19 protein-coding genes are annotated in these 22,804 nt (G+C 70.0%); 18 read left to right on the top strand and 1 reads right to left on the bottom strand.

Features of this window, described 5'->3' with window-relative positions:
• Nucleotides 1-75 precede the first annotated feature (75 nt).
• From FFT10_RS15900 to ftsZ, 16 genes are all read left to right on the top strand, one after another.
• Nucleotides 76-1,194, top strand: a complete 1,119-nt coding sequence (locus FFT10_RS15900) for a carbonic anhydrase (RefSeq protein WP_137733834.1) — start codon at nucleotides 76-78, stop codon at nucleotides 1,192-1,194.
• A gap of 300 nt (nucleotides 1,195-1,494) precedes the next feature.
• Entirely contained in the window at nucleotides 1,495-1,965 is a 471-nt protein-coding gene (locus FFT10_RS15895) for a division/cell wall cluster transcriptional repressor MraZ (RefSeq protein ID WP_505891287.1), read from the top strand.
• On the top strand, nucleotides 1,965-2,915 hold the full coding sequence (rsmH, locus tag FFT10_RS15890) for a 16S rRNA (cytosine(1402)-N(4))-methyltransferase RsmH (RefSeq protein WP_137733833.1): 951 nt from the start codon (nucleotides 1,965-1,967) through the stop codon (nucleotides 2,913-2,915). Before FFT10_RS15895 ends, rsmH begins: the two co-directional genes overlap by 1 nt.
• Nucleotides 2,912-3,232 carry a cell division protein FtsL gene (gene ftsL / locus FFT10_RS15885; RefSeq protein ID WP_137733832.1) on the top strand — a complete coding sequence of 107 codons (321 nt, stop codon included), beginning with the start codon at nucleotides 2,912-2,914 and terminating at the stop codon, nucleotides 3,230-3,232. Before rsmH ends, ftsL begins: the two co-directional genes overlap by 4 nt.
• A complete protein-coding gene (locus FFT10_RS15880) occupies nucleotides 3,229-4,995 on the top strand; it encodes a peptidoglycan D,D-transpeptidase FtsI family protein (RefSeq protein ID WP_137733831.1) in 1,767 nt (588 codons plus the stop codon). The genes ftsL and FFT10_RS15880 overlap by 4 nt, the downstream gene beginning before the upstream one ends.
• Before the next feature lie 4 nt (nucleotides 4,996-4,999).
• Nucleotides 5,000-6,505 carry a UDP-N-acetylmuramoyl-L-alanyl-D-glutamate--2,6-diaminopimelate ligase gene (locus tag FFT10_RS15875; RefSeq protein WP_137733830.1) on the top strand — a complete coding sequence of 502 codons (1,506 nt, stop codon included), beginning with the start codon at nucleotides 5,000-5,002 and terminating at the stop codon, nucleotides 6,503-6,505.
• Complete coding sequence (locus tag FFT10_RS15870) at nucleotides 6,502-7,941, top strand: UDP-N-acetylmuramoyl-tripeptide--D-alanyl-D-alanine ligase (RefSeq protein ID WP_137733829.1); 1,440 nt, start codon at nucleotides 6,502-6,504, stop codon at nucleotides 7,939-7,941. The genes FFT10_RS15875 and FFT10_RS15870 overlap by 4 nt, the downstream gene beginning before the upstream one ends.
• The gene (mraY, locus tag FFT10_RS15865) at nucleotides 7,932-9,110 is read left to right on the top strand and encodes a phospho-N-acetylmuramoyl-pentapeptide-transferase (RefSeq protein WP_137733828.1); all 1,179 of its coding nucleotides are present in this window, start codon (nucleotides 7,932-7,934) and stop codon (nucleotides 9,108-9,110) included. The genes FFT10_RS15870 and mraY overlap by 10 nt, the downstream gene beginning before the upstream one ends.
• A 7-nt stretch (nucleotides 9,111-9,117) precedes the next feature.
• Nucleotides 9,118-10,851 carry a UDP-N-acetylmuramoyl-L-alanine--D-glutamate ligase gene (murD, locus tag FFT10_RS15860; RefSeq protein WP_137733827.1) on the top strand — a complete coding sequence of 578 codons (1,734 nt, stop codon included), beginning with the start codon at nucleotides 9,118-9,120 and terminating at the stop codon, nucleotides 10,849-10,851.
• Nucleotides 10,848-12,110: a putative lipid II flippase FtsW gene (gene ftsW / locus FFT10_RS15855; RefSeq protein WP_137733826.1), complete on the top strand. Its 1,263-nt coding sequence runs from the start codon at nucleotides 10,848-10,850 to the stop codon at nucleotides 12,108-12,110. Before murD ends, ftsW begins: the two co-directional genes overlap by 4 nt.
• The gene (gene murG, locus FFT10_RS15850) at nucleotides 12,110-13,183 is read left to right on the top strand and encodes an undecaprenyldiphospho-muramoylpentapeptide beta-N-acetylglucosaminyltransferase (RefSeq protein WP_137733825.1); all 1,074 of its coding nucleotides are present in this window, start codon (nucleotides 12,110-12,112) and stop codon (nucleotides 13,181-13,183) included. The genes ftsW and murG overlap by 1 nt, the downstream gene beginning before the upstream one ends.
• Nucleotides 13,180-14,592 carry a UDP-N-acetylmuramate--L-alanine ligase gene (gene murC / locus FFT10_RS15845; protein ID WP_137733824.1) on the top strand — a complete coding sequence of 471 codons (1,413 nt, stop codon included), beginning with the start codon at nucleotides 13,180-13,182 and terminating at the stop codon, nucleotides 14,590-14,592. The genes murG and murC overlap by 4 nt, the downstream gene beginning before the upstream one ends.
• Nucleotides 14,589-15,575: a D-alanine--D-alanine ligase gene (locus FFT10_RS15840; protein ID WP_137733823.1), complete on the top strand. Its 987-nt coding sequence runs from the start codon at nucleotides 14,589-14,591 to the stop codon at nucleotides 15,573-15,575. Before murC ends, FFT10_RS15840 begins: the two co-directional genes overlap by 4 nt.
• A 4-nt stretch (nucleotides 15,576-15,579) precedes the next feature.
• Complete coding sequence (locus FFT10_RS15835; RefSeq protein WP_137733822.1) at nucleotides 15,580-16,425, top strand: cell division protein FtsQ/DivIB; 846 nt, start codon at nucleotides 15,580-15,582, stop codon at nucleotides 16,423-16,425.
• A 55-nt stretch (nucleotides 16,426-16,480) separates the two neighbouring features.
• A complete protein-coding gene (gene ftsA, locus FFT10_RS15830; protein ID WP_137733821.1) occupies nucleotides 16,481-17,713 on the top strand; it encodes a cell division protein FtsA in 1,233 nt (410 codons plus the stop codon).
• 126 nt (nucleotides 17,714-17,839) lie between these two features.
• Nucleotides 17,840-19,069 (top strand): cell division protein FtsZ, encoded by a 1,230-nt coding sequence (gene ftsZ, locus FFT10_RS15825; RefSeq protein ID WP_137733820.1) that lies wholly within the window; start codon nucleotides 17,840-17,842, stop codon nucleotides 19,067-19,069.
• A 348-nt stretch (nucleotides 19,070-19,417) separates the two neighbouring features.
• On the opposite strand, the gene FFT10_RS15820 is transcribed toward ftsZ, so the two are convergent.
• On the bottom strand, nucleotides 19,418-20,584 hold the full coding sequence (locus FFT10_RS15820) for a mandelate racemase/muconate lactonizing enzyme family protein (RefSeq protein WP_137733819.1): 1,167 nt from the start codon (nucleotides 20,582-20,584) through the stop codon (nucleotides 19,418-19,420).
• Nucleotides 20,585-20,693: 109 nt separating this feature from the next.
• Here FFT10_RS15820 and FFT10_RS15815 point away from each other — a divergent pair, with 109 nt between their 5' ends.
• Together FFT10_RS15815 and FFT10_RS15810 are read left to right on the top strand one after the other, a co-directional pair.
• Nucleotides 20,694-21,614, top strand: coding sequence for a LysR substrate-binding domain-containing protein (locus FFT10_RS15815; RefSeq protein WP_228027135.1), 921 nt, complete (start codon nucleotides 20,694-20,696; stop codon nucleotides 21,612-21,614).
• 129 nt (nucleotides 21,615-21,743) lie between these two features.
• Nucleotides 21,744-22,733, top strand: coding sequence for a tripartite tricarboxylate transporter substrate-binding protein (locus tag FFT10_RS15810; RefSeq protein WP_137733818.1), 990 nt, complete (start codon nucleotides 21,744-21,746; stop codon nucleotides 22,731-22,733).
• Nucleotides 22,734-22,804: the final 71 nt, after the last annotated feature.

Below are 22,804 nucleotides of genomic sequence, written 5' to 3'. Positions count from 1 at the left end.
GGCCCGGCAGGCCGATAGCGCTGGGAATGGGGTGGGGCTCGTGCGCCACCCCCACACCTGTCGCGAGTGCCCGCCATGCCCCACACCGTCCGCCGCCCTGTTCCGTCCCGCCCCCTGGCCACCGGCCTGCTGGCCCTGGCCGCCGCGCTGTGCCTGTCGGCACCGGCTTGGGCCTCGGATGGCCATGGGCCCGCGCCGGCTGCGGCCAGGCCCGCAGCCGCCAAGCCGCCCGCCAAGGCCGCGGCGGCCGAGCCCGGCAAGCCCGCCGCCACCGCGTCGGCCGACCCGATGGACGCCCTGCGCGAGAAGCTGGCCACCCGGCTGGGCGCGGTGAAGGCGCCCGAGGCACCCACGCCGTATGTGGTGCGGGTGGTGTCCAAGGCCAATGCCGAGCCGGCGCCCGGCACCGCCGCCGCCCATGCCGAAGGCAAGGCCGATGCCCATGGCGGCACGCCGGCCAAGGTGGCGCGGCTGCGTGCGGCCAAGGCCGCCGCCGGCCAGGTGCCCAACCCGCATGCCGCGCACTGGAGCTACGGCGGCGAAGGCGGCCCCGAGCAGTGGGGCCAGCTCAAGCCCGAGTTCGCCACCTGCGCCAAGGGCAGCCGCCAGAGCCCGATCGACATCCGCAGCGGCGTGAAGGTGGACCTGGAGCCGATCCAGTTCGACTACCGGCCGTCGCCGTTCGGCGTCATCGACAACGGCCACACCATCCAGGTCAACGTGGCCGGCGGCAATGCCATCGAGGTGCAGGGCCAGCGTTTCGACCTGGTGCAGTTCCACTTCCACCGGCCGTCGGAAGAGCGCATCAACGGCCGCCAGTTCGACATGGTGGCCCACCTGGTGCACAAGAGCCCCGAGGGCCGCCTGGCCGTGGTGGCGGTGCTGCTGGACCGCGGCGGCCAGGCCCAGCCGCTGATCCAGACGGTGTGGAACAACCTGCCGCTGGAAAAGGGCACCGAGGTCAGCGTGCGCGGTGACATCGACATGAACCACCTGCTGCCGGCCGACCGCCGCTACTTCACCTACATGGGCTCGCTGACCACGCCGCCGTGCAGCGAGGGCGTGCTGTGGCTGGTGCTGCAGCAGCCGGTGACGGTGGCGCAGGACCAGATCGGCGTGTTCTCGAAGCTCTACCCGATGAACGCGCGGCCGGTGCAGCAGGCCGCCGGCCGGCTGATCAAGCAGAGCAACTGACGCTGCAACGCCAGTGCGGCGCGCCCGCCCCGGCCTGGCCGCGGCGGGCTTTTTGTCGTCCGGCTCGGCCGTTGCGCGCCGGACTGGAGGCCGGCGTCCGTGACAATCTGCACACCCGCCGCCCGGCCGGTGCCTGCCAAGCCGCCTCCACCATTTCAACCACCGCTTTCACAAGCCCTCGCAAGTCCCTATTTTGAAACGGATTTTGTATCCAGCCATCTTGAGCATTGGACTGTAAGTAGTTGATTTGATTGATTTTTCCAGTGACGAGTCTGTGAATCCCCTGATTTCTGCGCTAAAGTGGAGTTCGGTGGGATTTGGTGGGGCAAAGTGGCTGGAATCGTCTTTCAAGGGACTGCGGCGTTGTCGCTCGATGGCAAGGGGCGGATGGCCGTCCCTGCGCGCCATCGCGACCCGCTGGCCGCCTTGTCGGGCAACCAGCTCACCCTCACCCAGCATCCGGCGGGCTGCCTGCTGGTGTTCCCCCGCCCGGCCTGGGAGGAATTCCGCGCCAGGCTGCTGACGCTGCCGATGGAAGCCGACGGCTGGCGCCGCTTCTTCGTGGGCAGCGCGGCCGACGTGGAGATGGATTCCGCCTTCCGCGTGCTGGTGCCGCCCGAGCTGCGCGCCATGGCCGGGCTCGACAAGGACGTGCTGCTGATGGGCATGGGCCAGCGGCTGGAGCTGTGGGACCCGGCGCGCTATGCGGCGCACCAGGCGACGGTCATGGCCGGGCCGATGCCCGACGCCATCAAGAGCTTTGTCTTCTGATGGCCGCCACCCCTGCTGCCTGGCAGCACACCACGGTCCTGCTGGTCGAGGCGGTCGATGCGGTCGCCATCCGGCCTGAGGGCACCTATGTCGACGGCACCTTCGGCCGCGGTGGCCACAGCCGCGCGCTGCTGGCGCGCCTGGGCCCGGCCGGCCGGCTGATCGGCTTCGACAAGGACCCCGAGGCGGTGGCCGTGGGCCAGGCCCTGGCGGCCGATGACCCGCGCTTTGCCATCGCGCACGAGAGCTTCGCCGACATGGCGCCGGTGCTGGCCGCACGCGGCATCGGCCAGGTGGATGGCGTGCTGCTGGACCTGGGCGTGAGCTCGCCGCAGATCGACAACCCCGCGCGGGGCTTCAGTTTCCGGTTCGATGCGCCGCTGGACATGCGCATGGACACGACCCGTGGCACGACCGCCGCGGAATTCCTGGCCGGCGCCGACGAGCGCCGCATCGCGGAGGTGATTCGTGACTATGGCGAAGAACGGTTTGCTGTTCCGATTGCAAAGGCGCTTGTTGCTCGCCGGGACGGCGGGACCCCTGTTCGAACAACAGCCGAACTTGCCCAGGTCGTGGCTCGTGCGGTCAAGACCCGCGAGCCGGGCCAGGACCCTGCAACGCGGACATTTCAAGCTCTTCGGATTCTCGTCAACGGTGAGCTCACGGAGCTTGAGAAGGGGCTGAGCGCCGCGCTGGCGCTGCTGGCGCCGGGCGGCCGGCTGGCGGTGATCAGCTTCCATTCGCTGGAAGACCGCATCGTCAAGACCTTCATCGCCCGCGAGAGCAAGGAAGTGGTCGACCGCCATTCGCCGGCGATGTATGCCGCGCCCAAGGCGATGAAGCTGCTGGCCCTGGGCCGCATCAGGCCCGGTGCCGACGAGGTGCGCGCCAACCCGCGCGCCCGCTCGGCCACGCTGCGGGTGGCCGAACGCTCGGTGGTGGCGGCATGACGAAGTTGAATGTCCTGCTGCTGATCGCGGTGATCGCCAGTGCCCTGGTGCTGGTGAAGACCGCCTACGACGCCCGCCGCCTGTTCACCGCCGACCACCGCGCCGATGTGGAGGCCGGGCGCCTGCAGGGCGAGCACAAGCGCCTGGAGGCCGAGCGCGAGTTGCAGGCCACCAACCAGCGGGTGGACAAGAGCGCGCGTGAACGGCTGAAGATGACCACCGCCACGCCGGCCGTCACCATGTACGAAAGCGCGCCGGCCTCGTCGCCGGCTGCCACGGCGGGCGGCCTGGTGGCCGCCTCGGGAGCCCGGCCATGAAGAAGCTGCTGACCCCCACCGCCGTGCGCGGCGTCAACTACGCCACCAGCCCGCTGCTGGCCAGCAAGACGCCCAACTGGCGCAGCCGCTTCCTGGTGGCCGCGGTGGCGCTGGGTTTTGCCGGCCTGCTGCTGCGCGCCGCGCAGATCCAGTTGGTCAAGCCCGAGTATTTCCAGAAGGAAGGCGAGAAGCGCTACGCCCACAGCCTGGAGGTGCCGGCCACCCGCGGCCGGGTGCTCGACCGCAGCGGCCAGCTGCTGGCCACCAGCGTGCCGGTGCCCAGCGTCTGGGCCATCCCCAAGGACCTGAAGGCCACGCCCGAGCAGCGCCGCCAGCTGGCCAGGCTGCTGGGCATGGACGATGCCGAGCTGAACCAGCGTCTGGCCAGCGGCAGCGCCAGCTTCGCCTGGCTCAAGCGCCAGGTCGACACCCCCACCTGGGACCAGATCGCCAAGCTGGGCATCAAGGGCGTCTACCAGAGCCGCGAGTTCCGCCGCCGCTACCCCGAGGGCGAATCGGCGGCCCACGTGGTGGGTTTCACCAACCTGGAAGACCAAGGCCAGGAGGGCGTGGAGCTGGCGTTCCAGCGCCAGCTGCAGGGCCGCAACGGCACCCGCGGCGTGGTCAAGGACCGCCTGGGCCGGGTGATCGAGGACATGGGCACCCATGTCGAGCCGGCCGACGGCAGCGACATCGCGCTGTCGGTCGATGCCAAGGTGCAGTTCTTCGCCTACCAGCGGGTGCGCGAGGCAGTGGCCGAGCACAAGGCCAAGGCCGGCAGCGTGGTGGTGCTGGACGTGCAGACCGGCGAGATCCTGGCGCTGGCCAACTACCCCAGCTACGACCCCGGCGAGCGCGGCAAGCGCACCGGCGAGCAGCTGCGCAACCGCGCCCTGACCGACATCTTCGAGCCCGGCTCGACGATGAAGCCCTTCGTCGTGGCCTGGGCGCTGGAGACCGGCAAGGTCAAGCCCGAGACGCCGATCAACGCCAGCGCCGGCAGCGTGGTGGTCAGCGGCATCGCCATCAAGGACGCCCACCACTACGGCACGCTGAGCGTGCGCGAGGTGATCCAGAAGAGCAGCAACATCGGCACGGTGCGCATGGCCATGCAGATGCAGCCGCGCGAGCTGTGGGAGCTGTACGCCAGCGTCGGCTACGGCCAGAAGCCGCAGATCAGCTTCCCCGGCGCGGTCAGCGGCCGGCTGCGCCCGTACAAGACCTGGCGGCCGATCGAGCAGGCCACCATGTCCTACGGCTACGGCCTGTCGGCCTCGCTGCTGCAGATCGCCCGGGCCTACACCACCTTCGCCCGCGACGGCGAGGTGATCCCCATCACCATGCTGCGCCAGGAGCAGCCGGTCTCGGGCATCCGCGTCATCTCGCCGGAGACGGCGCGCGAGATCCGCACCATGCTGCAGATGGCGGCCGCCCCCGGCGGCACCGGCACGCTGGCGCAGACCATCGGCTATTCGGTGGGCGGCAAGAGCGGCACCGCCCACAAGCAGGAAGGCAAGGGCTACGCCAGCAACAAGTACCGCAGCTGGTTCGTCGGCCTGGCGCCGATCGACAAGCCGCGCATCGTGGTGGCGGTGATGGTCGACGAGCCCAGCAACGGCAAGTACTACGGCGGCGCCGTGGCTGCGCCGGTGTTCAGCCAGGTGGTGCAGCAGACCCTGCGCACCCTGGGCGTGCCGCCCGACCTGGACGTCAAGCCGCGGGTGGTGGCCAAGGCCGTGCCCGATGCGCCGGAAAGCTTCTGAGGTGATGGTGCAGACCCTGTCATCCGTCGCTGACGCCACGGCCTGGCTGGCTGCCCGCGTGCAGCCCCAGGGCGCGCCGCGGCTGCGCACCGACAGCCGGCGCGTGGGCCCGGGCGATGCCTTCATCGCCTGGCCCGGTGCCGCCAACGATGGCCGGCAGTACGTGGCCACGGCCCTGGCCAGTGGCGCGGCCGCCTGCCTGGTCGAGGCCGAGGGTGCCGAGGCTTTCGGCTTCGCTGACGACCGCATCGCCGCGCTGCCGGGCCTGAAGGCCGCCACCGGCCCGCTGGCCGCGGCCTGGTTCGGCCGGCCGGCCGAGGCGCTGGACGTGGTCGCCGCCACCGGCACCAATGGCAAGAGCAGCACCGCCTGGTGGACGGCACAGGCCCTGACCGCGCTGGGCCGGCGCTGCGGCGTGGTGGGCACCCTCGGGATTGGGCAGCCGCCGCTGGATGGCGACGCCGGCAGCATCACCTTCACCGGCCTGACCACGCCCGACCCGGTGACGCTGCAGGCCGGCTTCCGCGCCATGGCCGATGGCGGCTACGCCGCCTGCGCCATCGAGGCCTCGTCGATCGGCATCGCCGAGCAGCGCCTGGCCGGCACGGCCATCCGCGTCGCCCAGTTCACCAACTTCACCCGCGACCACCTGGACTACCACGGCAGCATGGACGCCTACTGGGCGGCCAAGCGGGCGCTGTTCGCCTGGTCGGGCCTGCAGGTAGCGGTGGTCAACACCGACGACCCGCAGGGCGCCGCACTCGCCGCCGACCTGGCCGGCACCCCGCTGGACCTGTGGACGGTGTCGGTGCACCAGCCCGCCCGGCTGCGCGCGCTGGACCTGGGCTACACCGCCGACGGCCTGTGCTTCACCCTGGCCGAAGGCGAGGCCCGCGTGCCGGTGCGCAGCCGGCTGATCGGCGACTACAACGCCAGCAACCTGCTGGGCGTGCTGGGCGCGGTGCGGGCGCTGGGCGTGTCGCTGGCCGATGCGGCCGCGGTGGTGCCGCGCCTGACGCCGGTGCCCGGCCGCATGGACCGCGTGCCGGGCACGGCCGGCCAGCCCGAGGTGGTGGTCGACTATGCCCACACGCCCGATGCGCTGGACAAGGCCCTGGGCGCGCTGCGCCCGCTGGCCGCCGCCCGCGGTGGCCAACTGTGGTGCGTGTTCGGCTGCGGCGGCAACCGCGATGCCACCAAGCGCCCGCTGATGGGCGCCATCGCCGAGCGCCTGGCCGACCGGGTGGTGCTGACCAGCGACAACCCGCGCCATGAAGACCCGCTGGCCATCCTGGCGCAGATCCGCGCCGGCCTGCACGCCGAGCCGGCTGCCGTGATCGAAGACCGTGCCGTCGCCATCGCCCAGGCCGTGCAGCAGGCCGCGCCGGCCGATGTGGTGCTGCTGGCCGGCAAGGGCCATGAGGACTACCAGGAGGTGGCCGGCAGCAAGCGGCCCTTCCTGGACAGTGCGGTGGCCGCCCAGGCCTTGAGCACGCGGAGCGCCGCATGAGCCAGCCCTTGATGACCCTGGCCGACGCTGCCGCGCTGCTGCCCGGCGCCACCCTGCTGGGTGACCCGGCCACGCCCCTCCTGCGGGTGCACAGCGACACCCGCACCCTGCGCCCGGGCGACCTGTTCGTGGCGCTGCGCGGCGAGGTGTTCGATGCCCATGCCTTCCTGCCGCAGGCCCGTGCCGCCGGTGCCGCCGCGGTGCTGGCCGAGCAGGGCATCGCCGACGCTGGCCTGGCCGGCCTGCAGGTGGCCGACAGCCTGGCCGCGCTGCAGCAGATGGCCGCCGGCTGGCGCCAGCGCTTCGGCGGCCCGGTGATCGCCGTGGCCGGCAGCAACGGCAAGACCACCGTCACCCAGATGCTGGCCGCCATCCTGCAGGCCCATGCCGGCGCCCAGGGCCTGGCCACCGCCGGCAACTACAACAACCACATCGGCCTGCCGCTGCAGGTGCTGCGCCTGCACCCCAGCGGCGCCGGCGCCCACCGCATCGCCGCCTTCGAGCTGGGCATGAACCACCCGGGCGAGATGGCGCTGCTGTCGGCCATCGCCCGGCCCACCGTGGCCCTGGTCAACAACGCCCAGCGTGAACACCAGGAGTTCATGGCCACGGTGGAAGCGGTGGCGCAGGAGAACGGCACCGCCATCAGCGCGCTGCCGGCCGACGGCGTGGCGGTGTTCCCGGCCGACGATGCCCATGCCGGCGTCTGGCGGTCGCTGGCCGGCAGCCGCCGCCAGGCCACGTTCGCGATGCAGGGCCCGGCCGACGTGACGCCGGATGCGCGCTCGCCCGCGGTCTGGGTGGCCGATGCCGAGGGCGGCCACTGGCAGTTCGCCATCCGCACGCCGGCCGGCGCCGCCACGTTGCAGCTGCACATCCCCGGCCGCCACAACCTGCACAACGCGCTGGCGGCCGCCACCAGCGCCCTGGCCGCCGGCGTGCCGCTGGCCGCGGTGGTGCAGGGCCTGGGCGCCTTCCGGCCGGTGGCCGGTCGCTCGCGGCTGTTGCCGCTGCAGTGGGCCGGCCGGTCGGTGACGCTGGTGGACGACAGCTACAACGCCAACCCCGATTCGGTGCGGGCCGCCATCGATGTGCTGGCCACGCTGCCGGCGCCGCGCTGGCTGGTGCTGGGCGACATGGGTGAGGTGGGCGACCAGGGTCCGGCCTTCCATGCCGAGGTGGGCGCCTACGCGCGCTCCGCTGGCATCGAACAGTTCTGGACGGCAGGTACCGCCTGCATCGACGCTGCCCGCGCCTACGGTGCCGGCGCCCGCCACTTTGCCGATGCGCCGGCGGTCATCGCCGCATTGGGTGAGGCACCCGCCTGCGGCGCGGTGCTGGTGAAAGGATCGAAATTCATGCGCATGCCCACCGTGGTGGCCGCGCTGCAGGCCGCGGCCCAGGCCGCACCCGCCGGAGGTGCCGCATGCTGCTGACCCTCAGCCAATGGCTGCTGGCGCAGAACCCCGAATGGGGCTTCCTGCGCGTCTTCCAGTACCTGACATTCCGCGCCGTGATGTCGGCGATGACGGCACTGCTGATCGGCCTGGGCCTGGGCCCGTGGGTGATCCGCAAGCTCACCGAACTGAAGATCGGCCAGCCGATCCGCGAGTACGGCGTGCAGAGCCACCTGGCCAAGCGCGGCACGCCCACCATGGGCGGCGTGCTGATCCTGCTGGGCATCGGCGTGGCCACGCTGCTGTGGTTCGACTGGAGCAACCGCTTCGTCTGGGTGGTGATGCTGGTGACCTTCGGCTTCGGTGCCGTGGGCTGGGTGGACGACTGGCGCAAGGTGGTCGACAAGAACCCCGAGGGCATGCGCTCGCGGGAGAAGTTCTTCTGGCAGTCGCTGATCGGCCTGGTGGCCGCGGCCTACCTGGCGTTCGCCGTCAGCGAATCCAACAACCAGAAGGTGCTGGAGCTGTTCGTCAACTGGGTGCAGAGCGGCTTCACCGCCGAGCTGCCGCCGCGGGCCGACCTGATGCTGCCGTTCTTCAAGACGGTGAGCTACCCGCTGGGCGTGTTCGGCTTCATCGCGATGAGCTACTTCGTGATGGTGGGCGCCAGCAATGCGGTGAACTTCACCGACGGGCTGGACGGCCTGGCGATCATGCCGGTGGTGCTGGTGGGTTCGGCGCTGGGCATCTTCGCCTACATCGTCGGCAACTCGGTCTACAGCAAGTACCTGCTGTTCCCCTACATCCCGGGTGCGGGCGAGCTGCTGATCTTCTGCGGTGCGCTGGCCGGTGCGGGCCTGGCCTTCCTGTGGTTCAACGCCCACCCGGCGCAGGTGTTCATGGGCGACGTGGGCGCGCTGGCCCTGGGCGGCGCGCTGGGCACCATCGCCATCATCACCCGGCAGGAGATCGTGCTGGGGATCATGGGCGCGGTGTTCGTGGCCGAGGTGCTGAGCGTGATGCTGCAGGTCAGCTGGTTCAAGTACACCAAGAAGAAGTACGGCGAGGGCCGGCGCATCCTGAAGATGGCGCCGCTGCACCACCACTTCGAGAAGAGCGGCTGGACCGAGACCCAGGTCGTCATCCGCTTCTGGATCATCACCATGCTGCTGTGCCTGGTGGGCCTGGCGACGCTCAAGCTGCGCTGAACCGACGATGAACCACCTCGCCAACCTGAACGTGCTGGTGCTGGGCCTGGGTGACTCCGGCCTGGCGATGGCGCGCTGGTGCGCCCGCCAGGGTGCGCAGGTGCAGGTGTGGGATTCACGCGAGAACCCGCCGCAGGCCGCCGCGCTGGCCGCCGCCGCGCCGGGCGCCACGCTGCGCAGCGGCGCGCTGTCGGCCGATGCCCTGGCCGGCATCCAGATGGTGCTGAAGAGCCCCGGCCTGGCACCGCAGGATGACCGCATCGCTCCGCTGCTGGCGGCGGCCCGGGCCACCGGCATCGCGGTGGGCGGCGAGCTTGACCTGTTCGCCCGCGCGCTGGCCGATCTGCAGGCCGACCGCGGTTATGCGCCCAAGCTGCTGGCCATCACCGGCACCAACGGCAAGACCACCACCACCGCGATGTGCGCGCTGCTGGTGGCCCGCTGCGGCCTGCGGGTGGCCGCGGCCGGCAACATCGGCCCGACCATGCTGGACACGCTGGCCGCGGCGCTGGACCTGGAGGCCAGCGTGCCGCCGGCCGAGGCTGCGCCGGCTGCCGTGACCGAACCCGCTGACGTTGACACCGCCGCCGCACCCGACGTCGGCCTGGTGGAAGCGGCGGATGCCGTGAACGCCGCCGAGCCGGACGACACCGCCGATGACGCCCCGCTGCAGCTGGCCCCGCCACCGCCGGCCGCGCCGGTGTTTGTCCACCTGCCCCAGGTCTGGGTGCTGGAGCTCTCCAGCTTCCAGCTCGACGGCGTGCAGGGCTTCCAGCCCAGCGCCGCGACGGTGCTCAACATCACCCAGGACCACCTGGACTGGCACGGCACCATGGACGCCTATGCGGCGGCCAAGGCCCGCATCTTCGGCACTGGCACCACCTGGGTGCTGAACCGCGACGACGCCCGCGTGGAGGCCCTGGTGCCGGCGCCGGTGCTGGTCAAGGGCGGGCGCGGCAAGCCGGCCAAGGCCACCGGCCCGAAGCTGGTGCGCTTCGGCCTGGACGCGCCGCAGCGACCGGGCGACTTCGGCCTGGTGGTCGAGAACGGCATGGCCTGGTTGGTGCGCGCCCGCGAGGTCGATGAAACTCTGAAGCGCCGCAAGGACGAGGACGAAGAGATCCACCTGCAGCGCCTGATGCCGGCCGACGCGCTGCGGGTGCGCGGCCGCCACAACGCCGCCAATGCCTTGGCCGCGCTGGCCCTGGCCACCGCCATCGGCTGCCCGCTGGCCCAGCTGCTGCACGGCCTGCGTGACTACGCCGGCGAGCCGCACCGGGTGGAGTACATCGCCACCATCGGCGGCATCGAGGCCTTCGACGACAGCAAGGGCACGAATGTCGGTGCCACCGTGGCCGCGCTGATCGGCCTGGGTGCCGACAAGGCGCCGGCCAGGCTGGTGGTCATCCTGGGTGGCGACGGCAAGGGCCAGGATTTCAGCCCGTTGGCCGCACCGGTGGCCCGCCATGCCCGTGCGGTGGCGCTGATCGGCCGCGATGCCGATGCCATCGCCGCCGCGCTGGCCGCCGATGCCGGCGCCGCCGCGGTGCCGCAGCAGCGCCATGACAGCCTGGAGGCGGCTGTGGCCTGGTGCTTCCAGCAAGCCCGGGTGGGTGATGCGGTGCTGCTGAGCCCGGCCTGCGCCAGCCTGGACATGTTCCGCAACTACGGCCACCGGGCCGACGTCTTCGTGGCTGCGGTGCAGGGCATCGCGGCCGACCGTGGGGAGGCGCTGGCATGAGCAGCCTGGTGCAACGCCTGCAGCCGCTGGCCTGGCTCAAGCGCCTGAAGCGCGGCGCCGCCGACGGCGAGGACCTGCCGATCCGCGACTGGACCGGCCCCGCCGGCGGCAGCCAGGCGCCGCGCATCTTGGGCTTCGACAGCGCGCTGGTGTGGTGCATCGTGGCCCTGCTGTCGCTGGGCCTGGTGATGGTCTATTCGGCCAGCGTGGCCCTGCCCGACAGCCCCAAGTACAAGCTCTACAGCCCCACCTTCTTCCTCAGCCGGCATGCGCTGTCGCTGGCGATCGCCTTCGTCGCCGCGCTGGTGGTGGTGCAGCTGCCGATCAAGCTGTGGGAGCGGGCGGCGCCCTGGCTGTTCGTCGCCAGCCTGGTGCTGCTGGTGCTGGTGCTGATCCCCGGCCTGGGCAAGGGCGTGAACGGCGCGCGCCGCTGGCTGCCGCTGGGGGTGATGAACTTCCAGCCCAGCGAGCTGGCCAAGCTGGCCATGGCCATGTATGCCGCCAGCTACATGGTGCGCAAGATGGAAGTGAAGGAACGCTTCCTGAAGGCGGTGTGGCCGATGGCGGTGGCGCTGGCGGTGATCGGCGTGCTGCTGCTGGCCGAGCCCGACATGGGCGCTTTCGTGGTGATCGCCGCGGTGGCGCTGGGCATCCTGTTCCTGGGCGGGGTGAACGGCCGCATGTTCGCCGTCAGCGTGGCCATGCTGCTGGGCGCGATGGTGATGATGATCGTCACCAACCCGTGGCGGCTGCAGCGGGCACTGGCCTTCACCGACCCGTTCGATCCGCAGTACTCGGCCGGCAAGGGTTACCAGCTCAGCCATTCGCTGATCGCATTCGGCCGTGGCGAGCTGACCGGCCAGGGCCTGGGTGGCAGCGTCGAGAAGCTGCACTACCTTCCCGAGGCCCACACCGACTTCCTGCTGGCGGTCATCGGTGAGGAGCTGGGCTTCATCGGCGTCGCCTGCGTGATCCTGGCCTTCTTCTGGCTGACCCGCCGCATCTTCGTCATCGGCCGCCAGGCGGTGGTGCTCGACCGCGTGTTCGCCGGCCTGATGGTGCAGGGCATCGGCATCTGGATCGGCGGCCAGACGCTGATCAACATGGGCGTGAACCTGGGCGCGCTGCCCACCAAGGGCCTGACCCTGCCGCTGCTGAGCTACGGCGGCTCGGCCATCCTGATGAACCTGGTGGCACTGGCCATCGTGGTGCGGGTGGACATCGAGAACCGCAGCTTGATGCGGGGGGGCAGGGAGTGATGCCCCATCTCGTCATCATGGCGGCCGGCACCGGTGGCCACATCATCCCCGGCATCGCGGTGGCCCGCGAGGTGCAGAAGCGTGGCTGGACGGTCAGCTGGCTGGGCACCGCCACCGGCATGGAGAACACCCTGGTGCCGCCCACGCAGATCCCGCTGGACGTGCTGGCGTTCTCCGGCCTGCGCGGCAAGGGCCTGCTGCACACGGCCACCGGCGGGCTGCGCCTGCTCAAGGCCTTCTGGGATGCGGCGCGCATCCTGCGCCGGCGCAGCGCCAGCGCGGTGCTGGGCATGGGCGGCTATGTCTGCTTTCCCGGCGGCATGATGGCCAGCCTGCTGGGCAAGCCGCTGATGCTGGTCAATGCCGATGCCGGCCTGCTGCTGAGCAACAAGGCCTTGCTGCCGGTGGCCGACCGCGTGGCCTTCGGCTTCGACGGCCCGGCGGCCCGGGTGAAGAACGGCCTGGTCACCGGCAACCCGGTGCGCGCCGAGATCGAGGCCCTGCCGGCACCGGCGGCGCGCTACGCCGGCCGCAGCGGCCCGCTGCGCCTGCTGGTGGTGGGCGGCAGCCTGGGTGCCCAGGTGCTGAACCAGACCCTGCCGGCCGCGCTGGCGCTGATGCCGGCCGAGGCCCGTCCGCAGGTGCTGCACCAGACCGGCAAGGCCCAGCTGGATGCGGTGCGCAGCGCCTATGCCGCCGCCGGCATCGCCGCTGATGTGCGGCCGTTCATCGACGACATGGCGCAGCAGCTGGCCGATTGCGATGTGATCGTGTGCCGTGCCGGCGCGGTGACGGTCAGCGAGCTGTGCGCCGCCGGCGTTCCCAGCCTGCTGGTGCCGCTGGTGGTCAGCACCACCGCCCACCAGCGCGACAACGCCCGCCACATGGCCGGCCACGGTGCCGCGCTGCACATCGACCAGGCCACGCTGACGCCGGCCAGCCTGGCCTCCCAATTGCAAGCGCTGACGCGTCCTGCCCTGCTGGCCATGGCCGAGCAGGCCCGCGCGCTGGCGCGGCCACAGGCGGCCGCCCGCGTGGCCGACGAACTCGACAAGTTGGTGAACAAGCGATGAAACACGCCGTCAAGCACATCCACTTCGTGGGCGTCGGTGGCGCCGGCATGAGCGGCATCGCCGAGATCCTGCACAACCTGGGCTACACCGTCTCGGGCAGCGACCAGAGCGACAGCGCCACTGCGCGCCGGCTGGCCGAGCTCGGTATCCGTGTCTTCGTGGGCCACGATGCCGCGCACATCGCCGGTGCCGAGGCCATCGTCACCAGCACCGCGGTGAAGGGCGACAACCCCGAGGTGATCGCCGCCCGCAACAAGCGCATCCCGGTGGTGCCGCGCGCGGTGATGCTGGCCGAGCTGATGCGGCTGAAGAGCGGCATCGCCATCGCCGGCACCCACGGCAAGACCACCACCACCAGCCTGGTCACCAGCGTGCTGGCCGAGGCGGGCGTGGATCCCACCTTCGTCATCGGCGGCAAGCTCAACTCGGCCGGTGCCAATTCCCGCCTGGGCTCGGGCGACTACATCGTGGTCGAGGCCGACGAGAGCGATGCGTCGTTCCTGAACCTGCTGCCGATCATGGCGGTGGTCACCAACATCGACGCCGACCACATGGACACCTACGGGCATGACTTCGCCCGGCTGAAGGCGGCCTTCGTCGACTTCCTGCACCGCATGCCGTTCTACGGCGCGGCAATCGTCTGCGGCGACGACCCCGGCGTGCGCAGCATCCTGCCGATGGTCTCGCGCCCCATCGTCACCTACGGCCTGGGTGACGACGTGCAGGTGCGCGCCGTCAACGTGGAAGCCCTGCCCGGCGGGCAGATGCGCTTCACCTGCCAGCGCCGCAACGGCGTGGTGCTGCCCGATCTGCAGATCACGCTGAACCTGCCCGGCGAGCACAACGTGTGCAATGCGCTGGCGGCCATCGCCGTGGCCACCGAGCTGGAGCTGCCCGACGCGCCCATCGTCAAGGCGCTGGCCGAGTTCACCGGCGTGGGCCGGCGCTTCCAGCGCTATGGCGAGCTGCCCAGCAGCGACGGTGGCGAGTTCACGCTGATCGACGACTACGGCCACCACCCGGTGGAGATGGCCGCGGTCATCGCCGCGGCGCGCGGCGCCTTCCCCGGCCGGCGCCTGGTGCTGGCCTTCCAGCCGCACCGCTACACCCGCACGCGGGACTGCTTCGAGGATTTCGTCAAGGTGATGGGCCGCGCCGACGCGGTGCTGCTGACCGAGGTGTATGCCGCCGGCGAGGCACCGATCGTCGCCGCCGATGGCCGGGCGCTGAGCCGCGCGCTGCGGGTGGCCGGCAAGGTCGATCCGGTGTTCGTCGACAACGTGGCCGACCTGCCGGACGCCATCGTCGCGCACAGCCGTGCCGGCGATGTGGTGATCGCCATGGGCGCCGGCACCATCGGCGCAGTGCCGGCCAAGGTGGTGGAGAAGTTCCTGGGGGAGATGGCATGAGCAACCCGACCACCTTCCAGCTGCCCGCCATCGACGCCCGCGCCCTGGGCAAGACGGCGGTGCTGATGGGCGGCCGCAGCGCCGAGCGCGAGATCTCGCTGATGAGCGGCAACGGCGTGCTGGCCGCCTTGCAGGCCGAGGGCGTGGACGCCCAGGCCTTCGACCCGGCGCAGCGTGACCTGTCGGACCTGAAGCGCGAGGGCTTCGCCCGCGTCTTCATCGCGCTGCATGGCCGCCATGGCGAAGACGGCACGGTGCAGGGCGCGCTGGAGCTGATGGGCCTGCCCTACACCGGCTCGGGCGTGATGGCCAGCGCCATCGCCATGGACAAGACCATGACCAAGCGGGTGTGGCTGGCCGAGCAGCTGCCCACGCCCCGCTGGGTGTGGCTGTCGGCGCAGGACCAGTCGCGCGAGCGGCTGCGCACCGTGCCGGATGAACTGGGCCTGCCGCTGATCGTCAAGCCGCCGCGCGAGGGCTCGTCCATCGGCATCACCAAGGTCATGGGCTACAGCAACATGGCCGAAGCGGTGCAGCTGGCCACCGGCCACGATGCCGACGTGCTGTGCGAGCAGTTCATCGATGGCGACGAAGTCACCTGCCCGGTCATCGGCCATGGGGCCACGGCGCGGGCCCTGCCTGTGGTACGCATCGTCGCCCCCGAGGGCAAGTACGACTACCAGAACAAGTACTTCACCGACGACACTTCGTACCTGTGTCCCAGCGGCCTGCCCCCCGACGAAGAGCGTGAAATCCAGCGCCTCGTCGTCGCCGCCTACCGGGCACTGGGCTGCCGCGGCTGGGGCCGCGCCGACCTGATGATCCGCGCCAGCGACCGCCAGCCCTACCTGCTGGAGATGAACACCTCGCCCGGCATGACCGGGCACTCGCTGGTGCCGATGTCGGCCCGCGCCGCCGGCATCTCCTACCAGCAGCTGTGCCTGTACCTGCTGTCCACCGCCGCGCTGGACGGCCAGGCCTGAGCCCATGGTCCGCGCCGCCACCCTCGCCACCCCGTTCAGCCGCCAGGCTGCAGCGGCAGGCGTGGCCTTGCCGGCGGATGTGCGGCTGATGCAGGCCACCGCCAACACCGTGCTCGCCCTGGTGGTGGTGGGCCTGCTGGCGGCTGGCCTGCAGCGGCTGGCGCGCGCCCCGCTGTTCGACATCCGCGCCATCCGCATCGAGGGCGATGTCGCCCGCAACAGCGAGAGCACCATCCGCGCCAACGCCGCGCCGCGGCTGGCCGGCAGCTTCCTCACGCTGGACCTGCAGCAGGCCCGCGCGGCCTTCGAGGCCGTGCCCTGGGTGCGCCATGCGGTGGTGCAGCGGGTGTGGCCCGGCCGGCTGGCGGTGCGGCTGGAAGAACACCGGCCGGCCGCACTGTGGCTGGGCACCGATGGCAACGACCGACTGGTCAACAGCCATGGCGAGGTGTTCGAGGCCAACATCGGCGATGTGGAAGACGACAGCCTGCCGCGGCTGCAGGGGCCCGAAGGCAGCGCCCCGGCCATGCTGGCGATGCTCCAGCGGCTGGCACCGGTGTTCAGTGCGCAACAGCGCAACCTGCGCGATGGCGACCTGGCGCAGCTGGAGCTGTCCGACCGCGGCTCCTGGCGCGCCACGCTGGACAAGGGCGCCGTGATCGAGCTGGGACGCGGCACCGAAGACGAGGTGATCGCCCGCACCCAGCGCTTCGTGCAGACGCTGCCGCGGGTGGAGGCGCGCTACCAGCGCCCGCTGGAATCGGCCGACCTGCGGCACCTGGATGGATTTGCGGTGCGCCTGAAGGGCGTGAGCACCAGCGAGCCGGTGCCGCCGGCCCGCAAGAAATAGACACGGCAAGACGCTGCGCAGACGGCCACACAAAACACCCGAGGGCACCGCCAACATGGCCAAGGAATACAAGGATCTCATCGTCGGACTGGACATCGGCACCGCCAAGGTGATGGCGGTGGCCGCCGAGGTGCTGCCCAGCGGCGAGCTGCGGCTGGCTGGCCTGGGCGTGGCCAGCAGCCATGGCCTGAAGCGCGGCGTGGTGGTCAACATCGACGCCACGGTGCAGAGCATCCAGCAGGCGCTGAAGGAGGCCGAGATGATGGCCGCCTGCAAGATCGAGCGGGTCTACACCGGCATCACCGGCAGCCACATCCGTGGGCAGAACAGCACGGGCATGGTCATCGTGCGCGACAACCGCGAGGTGACGCCGGTGGACGTGCACCGCGTGGTCGAAACCGCCAAGGCCATCAACATCCCGAACGACCAGCGCCTGCTGCTGGTGGAACCGCAGGAATTCGTCATCGACGGCCACGAGGTGAAAGAGCCCGTGGGCATGAGCGGCAGCCGGCTCGAGGTGAAGGTGCACATCGTGACCGGGGCGCAGAGTGCGGCCGAGAACATCCTGAAGTGCGTGCGCCGCTGCGGCCTGGAGGTGGAACGCCTGGTGCTGAACCCCAGCGCCAGCGCCGCCGCCGTGCTGACCGAGGACGAGAAGATGCTGGGCGTGGCCCTGGTCGACATCGGCGCCGGCACCACCGATGTCAGCATCTACACCGAAGGCTCGATCCGCCACACGGCGGTGATCCCGATCGCCGGCGACCTGATCACCAGCGACATCGCGATGGCGCTGCGCACGCCCACCAAGGATGCGGAAGAGATCAAGGTGGAGTACGGCGTGGCCAAGCAGCTGCTGGCCGACCCGAGCGAGAACCTGGAAGTGCCCGGCCTGGGCGACCGCGCGCCGCGCATGCTCAGCCGCCAGGCCCTGGCCGGCGTGATCGAGCCGCGGGTGGAAGAGATCTACAGCCTGGTGCACCAGGTCATCCGCGAGAGCGGCTATGAAGAGCTGCTGTCCAGCGGCATCGTCATCACCGGCGGCAGCGCAGTGATGCCGGGCATGGTGGAGCTGGGTGAGGACATCTTCCTGAAGCCCGTGCGCAAGGGCCTGCCCACCTACCACGGGCCCTTGTTCGACATGGTGGCCAACCCGCGCAGCGCCACGGTGATGGGCCTGCTGGAAGAGGCCCGCATGGCCCGGGCCCGCGGGCACAAGGTGGCGGCACAGGCGGGGTCGGTCAAGACCCTGGTGGGCCGCGCGAAGGATTGGTTTCTCGGCAATTTCTGACCACAACGACCCGGCGGCACAGCGACCACCGGGCCAGACACAACAGGGGTTCAAACAACCCCGCGCTCTTTGGCTTGACCTTCAGAATTTTGGCAACTGCTTGACGACGACACAGGAGAGATTCACATGCCTATCGAGATGATCGAAGAATTCGACCAGGGGACCCGCATCAAGGTGGTGGGCGTGGGCGGGGGTGGCGGCAATGCCGTCGAGCACATGATCACGCAGGGCGTGCAGGGCGTGGAGTTCGTCTGCGCCAACACCGATGCGCAGGCGCTCAACCGCAGCAGCGCGCACCAGCTGATCCAGCTGGGCGACAACGGCCTGGGTGCCGGCGGCAAGCCCGAGAAGGGCAAGGCCGCGGCCGAAGAGGCCGAGGCCCGCGTGCGCGCCAGCCTGGAAGGCGCCAACATGGTGTTCATCACCGCCGGCATGGGCGGTGGCACCGGCACCGGCGCCGCGCCCATCGTGGCCAAGGTGGCCAAGGAGATGGGCATCCTGACGGTGGGCGTGGTCACCAAGCCGTTCGACTTCGAAGGCCCGCGCCGCATGAAGCAGGCCGACGCCGGCACCAGCGAGCTGGAAGCCAATGTCGACAGCCTGATCGTCGTGCTGAATGAAAAGCTGCTGGACGTGCTGGGCGACGACGTGACCCAGGACCAGGCCTTCGCCCACGCGAATGACGTGCTGAAGAACGCCGTGGGCGGCATCAGCGACATCATCCACATGCACGGTCTGGTCAACGTCGACTTCGAGGACGTGAAGACGGTGATGAGCGAGCCCGGCAAGGCCATGATGGGCACGGCCCAGGCCGGCGGCCCCGACCGCGCCACCAAAGCTGCTGAAGCCGCCGTGGCCTGCCCGCTGCTCGAAGGCATCGACCTCAGCGGCGCGCGCGGCGTGCTGGTGCTGATCGCCGCCAACAAGGCCAACTTCAAGCTCAGCGAAAGCCGTGCGGCGATGAACACCATCCGCCGTTACGCTGCCGACGATGCGCATGTGATCTTCGGCGCCGCCTACGACGACAGCCTGGGCGACCAACTGCGCGTCACCGTGATCGCCACCGGCCTGAGCCGCGGCGCCCGCCAGCAGACCCCGCCGCTGACGGTGGTGCAGCCCACCGCCCAGCCCGCGCTGCGCACCGGCACCGACAACCTGCCCATCCTGAACCAGGTGCTGGCCACGCCGCAGCCCGGTGGCACGGGCCAGGTCCAGCAGCCCGACTACGGCAACCTCAGCACGCCCAGCGTGTGGCGCACCAACCGCCACCAGGCGGCGGCCAAGGTGGAAGCGCTGTCATCCAACGGCATGGACGAGATCGAGATCCCGGCCTTCCTGCGCAAGCAGGCGGACTGAGGCTGCGGCCCGCAGCGGGGGCCTTTGCAAGCAAGCCCCCAGACCTGGGACGCCGGGTCTGGGGGCTGTTTCACCTCTGGTCGGTTCAGCCATGCCAGCCCGGGGCTTGGGCGGCGGGCCGGGCGGCGGGAACCGGCCAGGAGCCGTCGCTCCCGGCAGCGCCAGACACCTGACGTTCGAACCGCGCGACGCGCGATCCGCAGCGGCGAGGCCTACCGGCATCATGGGTCCGAAAGTGGCGATGCGTAGGGCGGCGGCGGCTGTACGGCGTGCCGTCCACTGTCACCTCGAAAGGGCTGGCTTCCCGCAGCGTGCAGGCGGAGACAGGGCGCTCGGCCCTGTAGGACATCAGCCGGCCAGTGCCTTCATCTCACGGAACAGATCGGCCTTGCCTTCGAAGCCGATGCCGGGCAGGTCCGGCAGCGTGACGTAGCTGTTGTCGACTTTCACACCATCAGGGAAGCCGCCGAAGGGCTGGAACAGGTCGGGGTAGCTCTCGTTGCCACCCAGGCCCAGACCTGCCGCGATGTTCAGCGACATCTGGTGGCCGCCGTGCGGGATGCAGCGGCTGGGCGACCAACCGTGTTCCTTCAGCATCTGGATCGTGCGCAGGTACTCGACCAGGCCGTAGCTCAGAGCACAGTCGAACTGCAGCCAGTCGCGGTCGGGGCGCATGCCGCCGTAGCGGATGAGGTTGCGCGCGTCCTGCATCGAGAACAGGTCCTCGCCGGTGGCCATGGGGTTCTTGTAGAACTGGCGCAAAGTGGCCTGCAGCTCGTAGTCCAGCGGGTCGCCCGGCTCCTCGTACCAGAACAAGTTGTACTGCGACAGCGCCTTGGCGTAGGCAACGGCCGTTTCCAGGTCGAATTTGCCATTGGCGTCCACGCACAGCTTCTGGCCATCCTGCAGCACTTCCATGATGGCGTCGATGCGGCGCAGGTCCTCGTCGAGCGAGGCGCCACCGATCTTCTTCTTCACCACCGTGTAGCCGCGGTCGATGTAGCTCTTCATCTCGTCCTGAAGCTTCTTGTAGTCCTGGCCCGGGTAGTAGTAGCCGCCGGCGGCGTAGACGAAGATCTTGCGGTTCGGCTTGCCATCGCCGTAGCGGTCGGACAGCAGCTGGAACAGCGGCTTGCCTTCGATCTTGGCGACCGCGTCCCACACGGCCATGTCGATCGTGCCGATGGCCACCGAGCGCTCACCGTGGCCGCCCGGTTTCTCGTTGCGGAACATGGCGTTCCAGATCTTGTGCGGGTCGAGGTTCTTGCCGCTGGCGTCGATCAGGTCATCGGGCTTCGTCTCCAGGATGCGTGGGATGAAGCGCTCGCGCATCATGCTGCCCTGGCCGTAGCGGCCGTTGGAGTTGAAGCCGTAGCCCACCACCGGCTTGCCATCGCGGATCACGTCGGTCACGACGGCCACGAGGCTGAGGTTCATCTTGCTAAAGTCGATGTAGGCGTTGCGGATGGCAGAGCTGATGGGGATGGTCTTCTCACGAATCTCGACGATCTTCACGGTGGTCTCCTGCGGGTCGGGTTGGGGTTGCGATGTCGAAATGATCGTGGGCGGCGCCGGTTCTGCCCAATGCTGTTTATCTAGTCTTTGATGCCTTGAAAGCACCGCCATGACCATGAACTTGTCTTGGATCGACGACTTCATGGCGCTTGCGTCCACCGGCAACTTCTCGCGTGCGGCCGACGAGCGGCACATGACGCAGCCGGCCTTCAGCCGGCGCATCCGCGCTCTGGAAGAGTGGCTCGGCGCGGACCTGTTCGACCGCAGCTCGCAGCCGGCGCGGGTCACCGAGGTGGGCGAGTGGTTCCGAACGGTCGCGCAGGACCTGCAGTCGCGCGTGGCCGGCATGCCGGGCGAGGCACGGGCCATCGCGGAGGCCAGTTCGACGACGTTGCGCTTCGCGGCCACCCATGCGCTGTCGTTCACCTTCATGCCGCGCTGGCTGCATGCCCTGGAGGCGCAGGCGTCGATGGGGCAACTGCAGTTGATGTCGGACGTGCAGCAGAAGTGCGAGACGCTGCTGGCGCAGAACCAGGTGCACTTCATGCTGGCTCACGGGCACCCGGGTGTGCGCGGGCCGTTGGACGAGGCAGACTTTCCGAGCATCGTCGTCGGGGCGGACCAGCTGATCCCAGTCTCGGCACCCGGAGAAGGCGGCGAGCCACTTCACGCGCTGCCTGAAAGTAGCAAGGGTGCTCCAGTTCCATGGCTGGGCTACAGCCCTGAGTCCGGGCTCGGGCGCATCCTCAAGGAGTTGAAGGGGCCCGCGCTGGATCGGCTGCACGTGCACCAGGCACTCACGGCGCACCTGGCATCGGTGCTGCGAACAATGGCGCTGGACCGGCGCGGCCTCGCGTGGCTTCCGAAGCTGCTGGTCGAGGACGACCTGACCAGCGGACGGCTCGCCGTCGCGGCGCCGGACGACTGGCGCATCGATCTGCAGGTGCGCCTGTACCGCCAGCGTGGACAGTCCGGCAAGGCTGCCGAACACTTCTGGAAGGCGGCCAGCGCAGCCGCGTCGGGTCACTGAGGCGGTGGTTCCGACGGCGGTGCTTTGAAGGCATCAAAGCCAAGAAATTGGGCATTGGCCCTCGGCGGCGCAGATCCCGATCATCTCGTCCATGGCGCTCTTTTGAGGCGCTCCACAACGGAGACAAGCATGGACAAATTGCATCGGCGTACGTGGGGCCTTGCCGTGGCCTCGGTTCTTCTGGCCGGCGTGGGCGCGGCCCGGGCGGAGTTCCCAGAGAAGCCCGTCACTCTGGTGGTGCCTTTCGCCGCAGGCGGACCGAGCGACAAGATCGCCCGCGACCTGGCCGAAGCGCTGCGCAAGAAGCTCAACCAGACGGTCATCGTCGAGAACGTGGGCGGTGCCGGCGGCACGTTGGGCGCAGCGAAGGTGGCGACGGCCTCTGCCGACGGCTACACGCTGCTCGTGCACCACATTGGTTTCGCGACGGCACCCACCCTGTACCGCAAGCTGCCCTACAAGGGCATCGACGACTTCGCCTACCTCGGCCTCATCAACGAAGCGCCGTCGACTCTGATCGGGCGCACGACGCTGCCGGCCAAGAGCTTTGCCGACTTGCGCAAGTGGATCGCGGCCGACCCGACCAAGGTCAACTTGGCCCACGCTGGCGTGGGCTCGGCCTCGCATCTGTGCGGGCTGATGCTGCAGAGTGCGTTGAAGACGGAATTGACCACGGTGCCGTACAAGGGCACGGGACCGGCGATGACGGACCTGATGGGGGGCACGGTCGACCTGATGTGCGAGCAGGCGACGAACGCCGTGCCGCAGATCGAGGGCGACAAGGTGCGCGCCTTCGCGGTGACGAGCAAGGAGCGCATGAAGCTGCCCTCGCTGGCGTCCCTGCCGACACTGGCGGAGTCTGGCCTGCCGGACTTCGGCGTGACGGTGTGGCACGGCCTCTACGCGCCCAAGAACACGCCCGCGCCCGTGCTTGCGAAGCTGAACGAGGCGCTGCGCGGAGCGCTGAAGGATCCCGAACTCATCAAGCGCCAGGAGGCGCTGGGCATCACCGTCGTTTCGGATGCTCGCGTGGAACCGGCTGCGCACAAGAAGTTTGTGGAAGCTGAAGTGATGCGGTGGGCGAAGGTCATCCAGGCGGCAGGGTCCTACGCAGACTGACGTCTGAGGTTGCGTCCGTGCCTGATGGCTGACTGTCTGCTTCGTCATCAGGTCGTACATCGGCTGAGGGT

This window comes from Pseudaquabacterium pictum, from assembly GCF_005403045.1.
Lineage (GTDB): Bacteria > Pseudomonadota > Gammaproteobacteria > Burkholderiales > Burkholderiaceae_C > Pseudaquabacterium > Pseudaquabacterium pictum.
The sequence above is the reverse complement of the archived record's forward strand: the minus strand, read 5'-3'. Positions and strand labels throughout refer to the sequence as shown.